This is a genomic window from Janthinobacterium sp. SUN176 (genome assembly GCF_030587335.1).
In the GTDB taxonomy this organism is placed as follows: domain Bacteria; phylum Pseudomonadota; class Gammaproteobacteria; order Burkholderiales; family Burkholderiaceae_D; genus Janthinobacterium; species Janthinobacterium kumbetense.
In genome coordinates this window covers 1,202,411-1,216,746 of sequence record NZ_JAPWIA010000001.1, presented here as the reverse complement: position 1 = coordinate 1,216,746, position 14,336 = coordinate 1,202,411, and the positions used below count along the sequence as shown (strand labels likewise).

Here is a 14,336-nt window from a genome sequence, read left to right as displayed (position 1 = left end):
GATTCCTTAAGCGCCAGGCGCCGTTTTGCGCGACTTCGGCATCTGCATGAAGATGGCCGAACCGTGTTTTTTCTTGCCGAACAAGGTAGGCTCGCTGACTCCGTCCGAGCAGCCGTTGCCGAAGCTGAAACCGCAGGAACCCTTCTCGTTGAAGCTGTCCTCGGCCATTTCCTTGTGGCTGCTGGGGATGACGAAGCGGTCTTCGTAATTGGCGATGGCCATGATGTGGTACATGTCCTCCACCTGCGCCTTGGTCAAGCCCACCTGCTTCAATACCGTGAGGTTTTCCACCTTCTCGACGGTCTTGCTGCGCATGTAGGCACGCATGGCCAGCATGCGGTCCAGCGCCGAAACGATGGGCGGCTGGTCGCCGGCCGTCAGCAGATTGGCCAGGTACTGCACGGGAATGCGCAGGCTTTGCGTATCCGGCAGCATGCCGTTCACGCCCAGCTTGCCCGATTCGGCGGCCGCCTGGATCGGCGACAGCGGCGGCACGTACCACACCATCGGCAAGGTGCGGTATTCCGGATGCAGCGGGAACGCCACTTTCCACTCGACGGCCATCTTGTAGACGGGCGACTTGACGGCAGCTTCCAGCCACAGGTCGGGAATGCCCTGGCGGCGCGCCTCGGCGATGATGGCCGGATCGTGCGGATCGAGGAACAGATCGAGCTGCGCCTGGTACAGGTCCTGCTCCTGCGGCACGGAGGCGGCAGCCTCGATCCTGTCGGCGTCATACAGCAGCACGCCCAGGTAGCGGATGCGGCCCACGCACGTTTCCGAGCACACGGTCGGCTGGCCCGCTTCGATGCGGGGGAAGCAGAACGTGCACTTCTCCGCCTTGCCGGACGACCAGTTGTAGTAAATCTTCTTGTACGGGCAACCGGAGATGCACATGCGCCAGCCGCGGCACTTGTCCTGGTCGATCAGCACGATGCCGTCGTCTTCGCGCTTGTACACGGAGCCGGACGGGCAAGACGCCACGCACGTCGGGTTCAGGCAATGCTCGCACAGGCGCGGCAAGTACATCATGAAGGTGTTTTCGAACGTGCCGTACATCTCCTTCTGCATGTTGTCGAACAGTTTATCTTTGCTGCGCTGGGCGAATTCCCCGCCCAGGTCATCTTCCCAATTCGGACCCCACTCGATTTTCTCCATCTTTTTCCCCGTCAGCACGGAGATGGGACGGGCCGTCGGCGGCGTCTGCGACAGCGGCGCGCTTTGCAGGTGCTCGTAGTCGTAGGTGAACGGCTCGTAGTACTCGTCGATGGCGGGCAGGTTCGGGTTGGCGAAGATATTCGCCAGGATTTTCAGACGGCTGCCCTGGCGCGGCTCGATCTTGCCCGCGTCCGTGCGGCGCCAGCCGCCATTCCACTTGTCCTGGTTTTCCCACTGCTTCGGATAGCCGATGCCTGGCTTGGTTTCCACGTTGTTGAACCATGCGTACTCGACGCCGTCACGGCTGGTCCACACGTTCTTGCAGGTGACGGAACAAGTGTGGCAGCCAATGCACTTGTCCAGGTTCAGCACCATGCCGATTTGCGCTCTGATTTTCATACTATGCTCCTTCTTCCTGCAACGGGCCTTCGAGCCAGTCGACCTTGTTCATCTTGCGCACCAATACGAATTCATCGCGGTTGGAGCCCACCGTGCCGTAGTAATTGAAACCGTACGCCAGTTGTGCGTAGCCGCCGATCATGTGCGTCGGTTTGGGCACGGCGCGCGTCACCGAGTTATGGATGCCGCCCCGCTTGCCCGTCATCTCCGCGCCAGGCACGTTGATGATCTTTTCCTGGGCGTGGTACATCATCGTCATGCCGGCCGGGATGCGCTGGCTGACGATGGCACGCGCCGTCAGGCTGCCATTCACGTTGAACACTTCGATCCAGTCGTTGTCGACGATGCCTGCCGTCTGCGCATCGGTTTCCGACAGCCACACGTGCGGTCCGCCGCGCGACAGGGTCAGCATGCGCAGGTTGTCCGAATACGTGGAGTGGATGCCCCACTTCTGGTGCGGTGTCAAAAAGTTCAGCGCCAGTTCCTTGTTGCCGTTCGGCTTGGTGCCCAGCAGCGCTTCCGTCGTCTTCGTGTTGATGGCCGGCTTGTACACGCACAGCCCCTCGCCAAAATCGCGCATCCACAGGTGATCCTGGTAGAACTGCTGGCGGCCCGTCAGGGTGCGCCATGGGATCAGTTCATGCACGTTGGTATAGCCGGCCGTGTAGCTGACTTCTTCGCTTTCCAGGCCCGACCAGGTGGGCGAGGAAATGATCTTGCGCGGCTGCGCCTGCACATCGCGGAAGCGGATGCTGTCATGCTCGCGCGGCAGCGCCAGGTGGGTATGCTCGCGTCCCGTGATGGCGGACAGCGCGGCCCAGGCTTTCACGGCCACGTGGCCATTCGTTTCCGGCGCCAGCGACAGGATCATTTCGGCCGCATCGATGGCCGTATCGAGGCGTGGCTGGCCCTTCGACACACCCTCGTCGAGCACCGTGCGGTTCACGCCGCGCAGTACCTCGACTTCATGTCCCGTTTTCCAGGAAATGCCCTTGCCGCCGTTGCCGATGGTTTCCAGCAGCGGGCCGATCGAGGTGAATTTCTTGTAGACGTCGCGGTAATTGCGCTCGACCACCGTCATGTTCGGCATGGTCTTGCCGGGAATGGCGTCGCATTCGCCCGCGCGCCAATCCTTGGGATCGAATGGCTGGCCAAGTTCGCCCGGGGTGTCGTGCATCAGCGGCGTGAGGATGATGTCTTGCTGGGTGCCCAGCAGCTCGCCGCCGATTTCCGAGAATTTCTCGGCGATGCCCTTGTAGATTTCCCAGTCCGATTTCGATTGCCACAAGGGTTGCACGGCTTCCGACAAGGGGTGAATAAACGGATGCATGTCCGACGTGTTCAAGTCGTCCTTTTCATACCAGGTGGCCGTCGGCAGCACCACGTCGCCGTACAGGCACGTGGTCGACATGCGGAAGTCCAGCACCACCAGCAGATCGAGCTTGCCTTCGGCGGCCGGGCGCACTTTCACCTGCTTCGGCGTGAGGCAGTCGCCCTCGTCGCTGAGCAGGCCGTTCTGCGTGCCGAGCAGGTATTTCAGGAAGTACTCGTGACCCTTGCCCGAGCTGCCGAGGATATTCGAGCGCCAGACGAACATATTGCGCGGGAAGTTGGCCGGGTTGTCCGGGTCGTCGCACGAAAATTGCAGCTGGCCCGCCTTGATCTGGTCGAGCGCATATGCGGCCGGCGCCTGCCCTGCCGCCTTCGCGGCCTTGGCCACTTCCAGCGGATTGGTTTGCAGCTGCGGCGCCGATGGCAGCCAGCCCATGCGCTCGGCCTTGGCGTTATAGTCGAGCAGGGTCAGGTCGCCCGTGCCCCCGGCCGCCGATGGCGAGGCGATGTCGCCCGTTTCCAGCTTTTCATGGCGCCACTGGCTCGTGTGGGCATAGAAGAACGAGGTGCCGTTCATCTGGCGCATCGGGCGCACCCAGTCCTGGGCGAAGGCCAAAGGCGTCCAGCCCGTTTGCGGACGCAGTTTTTCCTGGCCCACGTAATGGGCCCAGCCGCCGCCCGACTGGCCGATACAGCCGCACATCATCAGCATGTTGATGATGCCGCGATAGGTCATGTCCATGTGGTACCAGTGATTCAGGCCGGCGCCCACGATGACCATGCTCTTGCCGCGCGTCTGGTCCGCGTTTTCCGCGAACTGGCGTGCCACGGTGATGACGTCGGCGCGCTTCACGCCAGTGTGCTTTTCCTGCCATGCGGGGGTGTACGGCACGTCGTCGTCATAGCTTTCGGCCACGTTTTCGCCGCCCAGGCCACGGTCGATGCCGTAGTTGGCCAGGGTCAGGTCAAACACAGTGGTCACCAGGCCCGTGCTGCCGTCGGCCAGGCGGATGGTTTTCACCGGCACCTTGCGCAGCAGCATGTCGGACGCATCCTTGCCGCCGAAGTAGGCAAAGCCCACTTCCGTGACGGCGTCGCTGTCGTTGATCATGGAGAGCATTGGCACGATGGGCGCGCCGCTGCCGCCCGCCTTCTGTTCCAGGTTCCACTTGCCCGACTCACCCCAGCGGAAGCCGATGGAGCCGGCCGGCGCGGTGATCGCACCCGTGGTTTCATCGATGACGAGGGTTTTCCATTCCGGATTGTTGGTTTCGTCGAGGTTGTTGTCCAGGTGCGAAGCGCGCAGGAAGTAGTCGGGCACCAGGGTGCCGTTATGCTCCTTGAGCAGGACCAGCATCGGGAAGTCCGTGTACTGGCGCGCATAGTCGCGGAAGTAGGCGCTCTGCCCTTCCGAGTGGAATTCCTTGAGGATGACGTGGCCCATGGCCAGCGCCAGCGCGGCATCCGTGCCCTGCTTGGGCGCCAGCCAGATGTCGCCGAACTTCACCATTTCGCCGTAATCGGGCGAGATGGCCACGGTTTTCGTGCCCTTGTAGCGCACTTCCGTGTAGAAGTGGGCGTCCGGCGTGCGCGTCATCGGCACGTTCGAGCCCCACACCATCAGATAGGTCGAGTTATACCAGTCGGCCGATTCCGGCACGTCCGTCTGTTCGCCCCACACTTGCGGGCTGGCCGGCGGCAAGTCGCAGTACCAGTCATAGAAGCTCAGGGCCACGCCGCCGATCAGCGACAGGTAGCGCGTGCCGGAGGCATAGCTGACCATGGACATGGCGGGAATCGGCGAAAAACCGACGACGCGGTCCGGGCCGTATTTCTTGATCGTCAGCGCATTCGCGGCGGCGATGATTTCATTCGATTCGTCCCACGTGGCGCGCACGAAGCCGCCCAGGCCGCGGATGGACTTGTACTGCTGCGAGCGCACGGGGTCCTGGCTGATCCAGTCCCAGGCCGTGACGGGGTCCATGGTCTTGCGCGCTTCGCGCCACATTTCCATCAGGCGGCCACGCACCATCGGGTATTTCACGCGCTGCGCCGAATACACGTACCAGGAATAGCTGGCGCCGCGCGGACAGCCGCGCGGTTCGTGGTTGGGCAGGTCAGGCCGCGTGCGCGGGTAATCGGTTTGCTGGGTTTCCCAGGTGATCAGGCCATTCTTGACATACACCTTCCAGCTGCACGAGCCGGTACAGTTCACGCCATGCGTGGAGCGCACGATCTTGTCGTGCTGCCAACGCTGGCGGTAGGCGTTTTCCCAGGTACGGTCTTCATCGACCACGGTGCCATGGCCGTTTGAAAACGGCTCGGCGGGCTTGCTAAAAAATTTCAGGCGGTCCAGAAAGTGACTCATGCTACCTCCACATTGCGCCGCAGACAGCGGCGCCAGGTCTTAAAAAACGCTGCAAGCAGGATGGCTCAAGCGTCGATACAAACAGTCTATCGATGCGCCGTGCCCGGCGATATTGGCAAGAAGTCGGTTTCCGGCACCAGGAATGCATAGATGGGTAGTCACTATTGCCTATGGGCGGCAAGGCGGCGCTGCGGTATACCTGTCGTCATCGTTCAACACAGAGAAAGAGCACCATGTCGATTACCGATTACGCCAGCCTGCTGCGCAGCGCACGCAACCAGGAACAGCCGCAACGCCTGCTGTTCACCTTTACCCAGGCGCAGGCCCAGCCTGGCGGCCAGGGCAAGTCCCTCACGCCCGTGATGTGCGCCGACAAGCTGCCCGAGGAACTGGACAGCTTCGAGACATTGAAGGAGGAGTCGAAACAGATGCAGACGCACTGGGACGTGGTCTTCGTGGCGGGACTGGCGGGCCAGGACGGCCAGCCGCCGGCGGCGCAGGAATGCGAAGCGCCCCTGCGCGCCATGGTGACGGCCATCGAGCAAGGCCGCATCGACAGCCTGCTGGCGTTTGACCGCAGCGGGGATTTGTTACGTTTTAGCTGAATCCGGCCAAGGGCGCTCGTGCAAATGCCGCGCGCGCTCTATCGGACACACCAGCGGCAAAAACTGCTGCTGGCGCGCCGAATACGCCATCAGCGCCCCGCTGTCGATGTCGAAATACCATCCATGCAATTTCAATAATCCCTGCTCCACCCGCCGTTTCAGCCATGGGTAGGTGAGCAGGTTGTCCAGCGACTGCAGGATGCTGGCCAGTTCGCACGCGTGGTGCTGTTCTACCGACGAACGGTGCGCCAGTTCGCGCCGTACGCGTTGCGCCACCGGTTCGGCGATGCGCATCCACTGTCCCACGAAGTCCGTTTCCTGGCCTTCCGCGCGCGGCTGCGGTTCCAGCAGCGCGCGGATGCCGCCGCAGCGCGCATGCCCGAGCACGATGACCCTGGCCACTTCCAGCTTGCAGACGGCAAACTCGATGGCCGAACTGACGCCGGGCGGCGCGTCGGGCGTGCACGGCGGCACCAGGTTGGCGATATTGCGCACGACGAACATGTCGCCCGGATCGCTGCCCGTCAGCAGCATGGGATCGACCCGCGAATCGCAGCAGCCGATCAGCAAGGTCGAGGGCCGCTGCCCGTCGCGCAGGCTGTCGTACAAGGTTTGCGGCTCGCTGAAATACTGCTGCTGAAACAGGCTGAAGCCGTTGACGAATTTTTCCAGTTCTTCCATGACTACCTCTTACTGAATACAACGCCCGGCAAGCAGGACTTGCCAGGCATTCTGACGCTAACTAGCAAGGCATCGGTGCGTTCTTGCGCGCATAGCACCACCAGGTGATCACGATGCAGCTGACATAAAAGCCGATGAAGCACCACAGGGCCGCGTCGGGGCTGCCCGTCAGCGAGATCGAGGTGCCATAGCTTTTCGGGATGAAGAAGGCGCCATACGCGGCCACGGCCGAGGTGAAACCCAGGACGGCAGCGCCTTCCTTGTTGGCGTCGACGATGGCTTGCTCCTGCTCCGCCTTGCCCTTGCCGGCGGCCGCGCGCTGGTGTTCCGTCAAGAAGATCACGGGGATCATGCGGAAGGTCGATGCATTGCCGATACCGGTGCCGGCAAACAGCAGCATGAACATCCAGAAGAAACCGGTAAAGCTTCCACCCACGCCGGATTGCGGCATGAAGTACAGCACGCCCAGCACAGCGCCGATCATCAGCAGGAACGACCACAGGGTGACGCGGGCGCCGCCCAATTTGTCGGAAATCACGCCGCCGGCCACGCGCGCCAGCGCACCGACCAGTGGGCCGAGGAAGGCGTAATCGAGCGGGTTCACGTCGGGGAATTGGATCTTGATCAGCAGCGGAAACGCGGCCGAATAACCGATGAAGGAGCCGAAGGTGCCCGTGTACAGCCAGCACATGAGCCAGTTGTGCTTACGCTTGAAGATCACGGCCTGTTCGGAAAACGAGGCCTTCGCCGACGCCAGGTCATTCATGCCGAACCAGGCCAGCAAGGTACTCAAGGCGATGAACGGCACCCAGATGAAGCCCGCGTTTTGCAGCCACATGTCCTTGCTCACGCCATTCTTGACCCAGGTGAGCGATTCGCCGCCCCAGGCGCCGAAGACGGCGAAGGTGATCACCAGCGGCACGACGAACTGCACCACCGACACGCCCAGGTTGCCCAGGCCAGCATTCATGCCCAGCGCGAAGCCCTTGCTCGCCTTCGGATAGAAAAAGCTGATGTTGGCCATCGACGAGGCGAAATTGCCGCCGCCGAAGCCGCACAGCAGCGCCAGGATCAGCATGGTCGGATAGCCCGTGTTCACGTCCTGCACGGCCAGGCCGATGCCGATGGCGGGAATCAGCAGGGATCCCGTGGAAATGGCCGTCCAGCGCCGGCCGCCGAAGATCGGCACCATGAACGAATAAAAGATGCGCAAGGTGGCGCCGGACAGGCCCGGCAAGGCCGTCAGCCAGAACAGCTGGTTGTTACTGTAGGTGAAGCCGATGTTGGGCAAGTTGACCACCACCACGCTCCACACCATCCACACGGCGAACGCCAGCAGCAGCGCGGGAATCGAGATCCACAGATTGCGCGCGGCTGTGGCCTTGCCTGTCGATTGCCAGAAACTGGGAGTCTCAGGCTCCCAGGTGTTAATCATATAGCGGCTCATGCTTTTGCTCCTGCAGGTTGAGGGATAGGTGCCGCGCGCAGCGACTTGAACGAGAAATGCATCCAGACGAGGGAAACGCAGACGGTGCCGTACAAGAGCATGAAGGAGCTCGAACGCACGCCGGTGAGGTCCACCAGGGCACCGAACATCACGGGCAGGATGAAGCCACCGAGACCGCCGGCCAGGCCGACCACGCCCGAGACGGCGCCGATGTTGTCGGAAAAATCATCGCCGATGAACTTGAAGACGGATGCCTTGCCCACGGCCATGGCGATGCCGACGATGAACAGCAGCACGGTGAACCACAGCGGCGACAGGCCGATATGGAAGGCCAGCGGACCCGTGACGGTTTCCACCACCATCTGGGTTTGCGGATACGACAGCAGGAAGAAGCACACCCAGCACACCCACATCACGGCCCAGGTGACTTTCGCCGCACCGTATTTGTCGGAGATCCAGCCGCCCACGGCGCGCAGCACGCCGCCCGGCAGCGAGAAGCAGGCGGCCAGCAGCGCCGCGTGCTTCAGGTCGAAGCCGTATTCGGCCACGTAATACTTCGTCATCCACAGCGCCAGCGCCACGTAGCCGCCGAACACCACCGAGTAATACTGGCAGTAGCGCCACACGCGGGGATCCTTCAGCACCTTCATCTGCGCCGAAAAGCTCTCGCCCGACGGCGCCAGATGCGATTTGTCCGAGTACGAAAACAGCCAGAAGATGATGGCAGTGGCCAGCATGGTGACCGCATACACCTTGGGCAGCATTTGCCAGCCGAAAGCGGCGACGATGCCGGGCGCGACGAACTTGGTCAGCGCGGAACCGGAGTTGCCGGCGCCGAAGATGCCCATCGCCAGGCCGCGGCGCTCCTTTTCATACCAGCGCGCCACGTAGGGCGTGCCGACGGAAAACGAACCGCCCGCCAGGCCCACGAACATACCCAGCACGAGGAAATGCCAGTAGGCGGTGGCGTAGGAGATCAGGTAGATCGGCACCACGCTGGCCAGCATCAGCCAGAAGAAGACGCGGCGTCCGCCGTATTTGTCCGTCCAGATGCCCAGGGGCACGCGCACGAGAGAACCCGTCAGCACGGGCATGGCGGCCAGCAGGCCGAATTGTGTTTCAGTTAAGCCCAGGCTGGTCTTGATGGGAATGCCCAGTACGGCAAACATCATCCAGACTGCAAAGCAGATGGTAAATGCGAAGGTGCTGCTGACCAACACGGAAAACTGCTTGCGCCGCATGCCGGGTTCGACTGCCTTGTTACTACTGTTGTTCTTAGTGCCATCTAGGGTAGCCACGATGTTTCTCCATGAATGCACTGGCCGTCTGGCCAGCCGTCCCGACCAGCTTACGTGGCAGAGGGGAAAGGCACTATCGGTCACAGGGTGATTCTGGAAAGGCAATCTGGATAGCCGTATCGGCAAAAGTGACTAGACAGGGAGGCGCCGCACTAGGCTGAACGGCAGGCCAGGCTCGTGCGGACCGTCGCCCTGCCCAGCCTGGAAAAGCAGGCCCGCGGGCAGTCCAATTCCCGCCACGCCTTGATCTGCATCAAGAACATGAAATTGCCTGGCGAAACCGCCTTGCCGCATCACCGCTCTATCCTATTCGCCTCCCGCCGCCTGCATTCCCCAGTAGCGGCAAGAGCTTCACCAAGAGGAGTTACCATGAAGATATTCTTTTTCACTATCCTGTTGCTACTTTTACAGGCGCTCCCGGCATCGCCACGCGCCAGCGGAAGGCTGCCCGCGCTGGCCGCCAGCCAGTCGCAAACTTCCGTTTCCGGTCTTTCCGCAGGCGCATTCATGGCTGTGCAATACCAGGTCGCCTATTCGGGATCGGTGATCGGCGCGGGCATCGTCGCCGGGGGGCCGTATTACTGTGCCACCGGCATGGCCACACGTACCGCACTGTGCATGGGCTGGATGAGTCCTCTTGAACCGTGGCCGCAGCGAATGCTGCTCGCGGCCGAATATTTCGCCACCATGGGCCTGATCGACCCGCTCGACAACTTGAGGCACGAGCGGATCTACATATTCAGCGGCCTGAATGACAAAGTCGTGGTACCGCCCCTGGTCGACGCTACGGCCGTTTTTTTCAGGGATGCCGGCGTTCCCGCCGAAAATATGCTGTACATCAAGAATGTTCCTGCTGGACATGCCATGATATCGCCATCGTATGGCGGCGACTGCGCCACGAATGGGGACCAGTACATCAACCACTGCGAGGTCGACGGCGCGGCATATGACCAGCCTGGCGCGATACTCAAGCACATCTATGGCGACTTGAATCCGCCGGTGCGCAAGCGCACGGACAAGGCGAAAAGCTTCAATCAGCGCGAATTTTCCATGGGCTGGACCAGCCTGGATGCCGATGCCCATGTGTATATCCCCGCCATCTGCCTGCGCGAGCCCGGCTGCCGTATCCATGTGGCATTTCATGGTTGCGAGCAGACCCAGGCGGATGTGGCCGATGCCTTTTATGAAAAAACCGGCTATAACGATTGGGCTGACAGTAATAAAATCATCATCCTGTATCCGCAGCTGCGGCGTGTCGGCATCCTCAACCCCCTCGGATGCTGGGACTGGATCGGCTATACGGGGCAGAACTACGCGTTCCGCTCGGGAGCGCAGATGTCCGCCGTGCATGCGATGCTGACGCGGCTGATGTCCGCCCCGGACTGAGCGCGGATGATTGCCGCCCGCTTCTTCGTCCGGGCGGCAAGGCGCAAACCCGTCGGCGCCTCATGCGATTTGCCGGCGTGTTTGCCGGCGTGGCGAGAAAGACGCATGATGATGGCAGCGGCCTGCATGACCGCGCATGCCCGCTGGGCGATATCGACAAGGGAAAACCCGACTGGAAAGGAGCATTCGTTGATGTATTACGCAGGAAACAGCGCCGCACAGGGTGACGAGAGCACCGTGCTGGTCCGCACTGCAAGACCCGAAGAGATCGACGCCATGCTCGCCTGCGATGCCTATGCGCAGGCGCACCCGGAGCGTGGCGATGCCGTGCGCGACGCCGTCGGCAAGGGGCAGTGCCTGGTCGCCCTGCACGCGGGCCAGGTGGCCGGCTATGTCCTCACGCACGACGACTTCTTCGGCTACGGCTTCGTCTCGCTGGTGATGGTCGCCGCCGGGCAGCAGCGGCGCGGCGTGGGCTTGCGCCTGCTGGCGGCGGCCGAAAGTGCCTGCCATACGGCCAAGCTGTTCACCTCGACGAACCAGTCCAACAGCGCCGCGCAACGGCTGTTCGCCAGCGCGGGCTTCGTGCGCAGCGGCCAGATTGACCATCTCGACGAGGGAGACCCGGAGCTGGTGTACGTGAAATGGTGCCGCTGATCGATCGCGCCTCATCCCGACGACATATGGCGCGGCGCGGCAAAGGCGGCTATGCTGGCGCCATCGTCAATCAACGCCGACAACATCACGCATGGATTATCTGAGCCTCAAGCATTTCCACATGGGTTGCGCCGCCGCCAGCGGCTTTCTTTTCCTCTTGCGCGGCGCGTGGATGCTGCGCGCCTCGCCCGCCTTGCAGCAGCGCTGGGTGAAGATATTGCCGCACCTGGTCGACACAGCCCTGCTGGCCAGCGCCATCACCCTGGCCGTGTGGAGCGGCCAGTCGCCGGGCAGCCAGCCGTGGCTGGCCGCCAAGCTGTGCGCGCTGGTGGCTTACATCGTGCTGGGCACCATCGCCCTGAAACGCGGCAAGACGCCTGCCGTGCGCGGCGCCGCCTTCGCGCTCGCCGTGCTGGTATTCGCCTACATCATCGCCGTGGCCGTGACCAAACAGGCCTGGCCACTCTGATACATCAGAAGAGGTAGCGCAGCGTGACGCTGGCATTGCGCGGCGCGCCCCAGTAACCCTGGTTGTACATGCCAAGCTGGCTGTAGTAATGCTTGTCGAACAGGTTGTTGACGTTCGCCTGCAGCGACAGCTGGCGCGACAGCGCGTACTTCGCCATCAGGCTGGCCACGGCGTAACCCCCCTGCTCCACGCGTTCCGTGCCCTTCGGCCCGGTGGCGTCGCGGTAGGCGCCGCTCTGCCAGTTCACGCCGCCGCCCACCGATAACGCGCGCCAGTCGCCAGGCATCTGGTAAGTGGAAAACACGCGCGCCAGCGTCTGCGGCACATAGCTGTTCAGGCGCGCGCCCATGTTGTCCTCGGCCGCCGCGTGCGACACGCTGGCCGAGACGTTCCAACCCTGCGCCAGCTCGCCCGAGACATCCAGTTCCACGCCCTTGCTGGTGGTGCCGGCCGCCGCGTAATACGCCTGCGTCAGCGAATTGCCAACAAAATGCCCCGTGTCCTCCTGCGCCAGGCCGTCTTGCGCGATGCGGAACACGGCCAGCGCCGCGTTCAATCGGCCGCCGAAATACTCGCCCTTCACGCCCGCTTCCACATTCTTGCCCTGCACGGGATCGAGGTAGCGGCCGAGCCGGTCCTGATAGCCCTGCGGCTTGAATATCTTGCTGTAGCTGGTGTACAGCGCATGCTGCGCGTCGATATCCCACACCAGGCCCGCATACGGCGTGACGGCATGCTTGGCATAGGCGTAGCTGCCGCCCCAGTCATCGACGTGGTCCGCCTTGTAGCGGCTGTAGCGCGCGCCGACGATCAGTTTCAAGGGATCGGCCAGCGAAAAGCGCGCCGTACCGTAGATGCCGCGCTGCTGCACCGTGTCGAGCAACTGCCAGCGCGAGAAACTCGGCGTGTTCCAGTCCGGCTCCGGCGCCACGCCCTGCCACTGGTAGAAATTGCCGTAATCGACGCTGCTGCCGGCAATACCCGGATTGCTGGAGAACTGGTTGCTGCCCGAGACGCCGAACGCCAGGTCGTGCGTGCGCCCCAGCAGTTGCACGGGGCCCTGCACATAGGCGTCGACGCTGTCCTGGCGCCGCGTGCCCGAGTAAAACCCGGCGTAGCCCGTCACGCCTTGCCCCGTGACCTTGTCCGGCCAGGTATTCGCGAAAAGCTCGGCAGCCGAATAATTGCCCCAGCCGTGATTCAGCATGGCCGTCAGGTTCCAGCCCTTGCCCAGGTCCTGCTCCAGGCGCAAAAAGGCCGTCTGGCTGGTGCTGAACCAGCGGCTCCAGGTGGTTGCCGTGGTGGCGGAACGGGGCAAGGTGGCCCGTTCGCCATCCGCATACCACAGCGGCAAGCCGCCATACATGCCGCCGCGCGGGCGATTATCCTGGTACTCATAGCCGGCAATCAGCACGCTGCCGGGCGCCAGGTCCGCTTCCACGGTGGCATACGCCATGGCCTTCTTGGCGTGATACAGGCGCACATACGATTCGCTGTCCTGGTAGCTGGCCACGACACGCCCGCGCACCTTGCCATCGCTGCTCAATGGCGAGGAGACGTCAGCGCTGGCGCGCGCATTGTGCCAGGAACCCAGGCTCAGGGCAGCATTCCCGGCGAGCTGACTCGATGACGCGCGCTTGCGCACCAGGTTGATGGTGGCCGACGGCTCGCCCGCGCCCGTCAGCAGGCCCGTGGCGCCGCGCACGATCTCGACCCGGTCGTAGGCCGTCATGTCCAGGGTGCTGTCACCCACACTGAACGCATTGTCGACCGTGGTGGGAATACCGTCATACTGGTAGCTGGCGATGGAAAAGCCGCGCGCGAAGAACGAGGTGCGGTCGCTGTCGTAGCGGTTGATGGCCACGCCGGCCGCGTTTTGCAGCACCTCTTCCACCGTTTGCAGGTTCTGGTCATCCATCTGCTGGCGCGTGACCACGCTGACGGCTTGCGGCGTCTCGCGCACGGACAGGCCCAGGCGCGTGGCCGAGCGCATGGTCTGCGTCGTATACGAACCGCTGCCTTCCGTCGCGCCGTTCGCATCAAAGCTGGCGCTGACCTTCATCTCGGGCATGGTCTGGCCGCCATCGGCCGCCGCCACGTCGAGCACATAACCGCCGTTCGCCTGCGGTACGGCGCGCAAGCCCGAGCCGGCGACGATGGCGCTCAGCGCTTGCGGCACGCTGTAACTGCCCGCCAGGCCGGCGCTGCGCTTGCCCGCCACGGCGGCGGCCTGGTAGGAAATCATGGTGCCCGTCTCCTGGCCAAAGCGCACCAGCACCTGTTCCAGGGTACCGGCGGGTATCGCCAGCTCGATGCGCGCCGCATTGGCTGCCTGCGCAAGGGGTGCGGCGGCCGAGGCGCCGCCGGCGGCGAGCAGCCACAGGGCGTGGCTGACGGCCAGCGCCGCCACGCTGCGGCGGCATGTGCTGGAAATGGAAGAGGCGTAAATAGGTGTTGTGCTGGGCATGCGGACTGTTTTCCTGAAAGTGAATGAAGGGTTCACTCGCTATGTCACGCGAAAATCGAAAACCCCTCA

Annotated in this window: 10 protein-coding genes; 4 read left to right on the top strand and 6 right to left on the bottom strand. The window is 63.0% G+C overall.

Going from position 1 to position 14,336, the window contains the following annotated elements; genetic code table 11:
- Nucleotides 1–6: 6 nt before the first annotated feature.
- Together narH and O3299_RS05445 are read right to left on the bottom strand one after the other, a co-directional pair.
- Complete coding sequence (gene narH / locus O3299_RS05450; protein WP_305061697.1) at nucleotides 7–1,557, bottom strand: nitrate reductase subunit beta; 1,551 nt, start codon at nucleotides 1,555–1,557, stop codon at nucleotides 7–9.
- Nucleotide 1,558: 1 nt separating this feature from the next.
- Nucleotides 1,559–5,257, bottom strand: a complete 3,699-nt coding sequence (locus tag O3299_RS05445; RefSeq protein WP_305061696.1) for a nitrate reductase subunit alpha — start codon at nucleotides 5,255–5,257, stop codon at nucleotides 1,559–1,561.
- Between the two features lie 233 nt (nucleotides 5,258–5,490).
- On the opposite strand from O3299_RS05445, the gene O3299_RS05440 reads away from it, so the two are divergent.
- Complete coding sequence (locus O3299_RS05440; RefSeq protein WP_099393481.1) at nucleotides 5,491–5,862, top strand: ribonucleotide reductase subunit alpha; 372 nt, start codon at nucleotides 5,491–5,493, stop codon at nucleotides 5,860–5,862.
- Here the strand turns inward: O3299_RS05440 and O3299_RS05435 are convergent.
- From O3299_RS05435 to O3299_RS05425, 3 genes are all read right to left on the bottom strand, one after another.
- On the bottom strand, nucleotides 5,848–6,543 hold the full coding sequence (locus O3299_RS05435; protein WP_099664221.1) for a carbonic anhydrase: 696 nt from the start codon (nucleotides 6,541–6,543) through the stop codon (nucleotides 5,848–5,850). The two genes, O3299_RS05440 and O3299_RS05435, sit on opposite strands and share 15 nt — an antisense overlap.
- Nucleotides 6,544–6,604: 61 nt before the next feature.
- On the bottom strand, nucleotides 6,605–7,990 hold the full coding sequence (locus O3299_RS05430) for a NarK family nitrate/nitrite MFS transporter (protein ID WP_305061695.1): 1,386 nt from the start codon (nucleotides 7,988–7,990) through the stop codon (nucleotides 6,605–6,607).
- The gene (locus O3299_RS05425) at nucleotides 7,987–9,231 is read right to left on the bottom strand and encodes a nitrate/nitrite transporter (RefSeq protein WP_305062947.1); all 1,245 of its coding nucleotides are present in this window, start codon (nucleotides 9,229–9,231) and stop codon (nucleotides 7,987–7,989) included. The genes O3299_RS05430 and O3299_RS05425 overlap by 4 nt, the downstream gene beginning before the upstream one ends.
- Nucleotides 9,232–9,657: 426 nt before the next feature.
- Between O3299_RS05425 and O3299_RS05420 the strand changes: the two genes are divergently transcribed.
- The 3 genes from O3299_RS05420 (at nucleotide 9,658) to O3299_RS05410 (ending at nucleotide 11,800) form a co-directional block, all read left to right on the top strand.
- Nucleotides 9,658–10,674: a depolymerase gene (locus O3299_RS05420; protein WP_305061694.1), complete on the top strand. Its 1,017-nt coding sequence runs from the start codon at nucleotides 9,658–9,660 to the stop codon at nucleotides 10,672–10,674.
- Between the two features lie 192 nt (nucleotides 10,675–10,866).
- On the top strand, nucleotides 10,867–11,331 hold the full coding sequence (locus O3299_RS05415) for a GNAT family N-acetyltransferase (RefSeq protein ID WP_305061693.1): 465 nt from the start codon (nucleotides 10,867–10,869) through the stop codon (nucleotides 11,329–11,331).
- Between the two features lie 91 nt (nucleotides 11,332–11,422).
- Nucleotides 11,423–11,800, top strand: coding sequence for a SirB2 family protein (locus O3299_RS05410; RefSeq protein ID WP_035818381.1), 378 nt, complete (start codon nucleotides 11,423–11,425; stop codon nucleotides 11,798–11,800).
- Between the two features lie 4 nt (nucleotides 11,801–11,804).
- Here O3299_RS05410 and O3299_RS05405 read toward each other — a convergent pair whose 3' ends face one another.
- On the bottom strand, nucleotides 11,805–14,267 hold the full coding sequence (locus O3299_RS05405) for a TonB-dependent receptor (protein WP_305061692.1): 2,463 nt from the start codon (nucleotides 14,265–14,267) through the stop codon (nucleotides 11,805–11,807).
- Nucleotides 14,268–14,336: the final 69 nt, after the last annotated feature.

Coding starts and splice junctions, on each gene's coding strand:
- narH (WP_305061697.1), bottom strand. CDS start 1,557: ATGAAAATCAGAGCGCAAATCGGCATGGTGCTGAACCTGGACAAGTGC.
- O3299_RS05445 (WP_305061696.1), bottom strand. CDS start 5,257: ATGAGTCACTTTCTGGACCGCCTGAAATTTTTTAGCAAGCCCGCCGAG.
- O3299_RS05440 (WP_099393481.1), top strand. CDS start 5,491: ATGTCGATTACCGATTACGCCAGCCTGCTGCGCAGCGCACGCAACCAG.
- O3299_RS05435 (WP_099664221.1), bottom strand. CDS start 6,543: ATGGAAGAACTGGAAAAATTCGTCAACGGCTTCAGCCTGTTTCAGCAG.
- O3299_RS05430 (WP_305061695.1), bottom strand. CDS start 7,990: ATGAGCCGCTATATGATTAACACCTGGGAGCCTGAGACTCCCAGTTTC.
- O3299_RS05425 (WP_305062947.1), bottom strand. CDS start 9,231: ATGCGGCGCAAGCAGTTTTCCGTGTTGGTCAGCAGCACCTTCGCATTT.
- O3299_RS05420 (WP_305061694.1), top strand. CDS start 9,658: ATGAAGATATTCTTTTTCACTATCCTGTTGCTACTTTTACAGGCGCTC.
- O3299_RS05415 (WP_305061693.1), top strand. CDS start 10,867: ATGTATTACGCAGGAAACAGCGCCGCACAGGGTGACGAGAGCACCGTG.
- O3299_RS05410 (WP_035818381.1), top strand. CDS start 11,423: ATGGATTATCTGAGCCTCAAGCATTTCCACATGGGTTGCGCCGCCGCC.
- O3299_RS05405 (WP_305061692.1), bottom strand. CDS start 14,267: ATGCCCAGCACAACACCTATTTACGCCTCTTCCATTTCCAGCACATGC.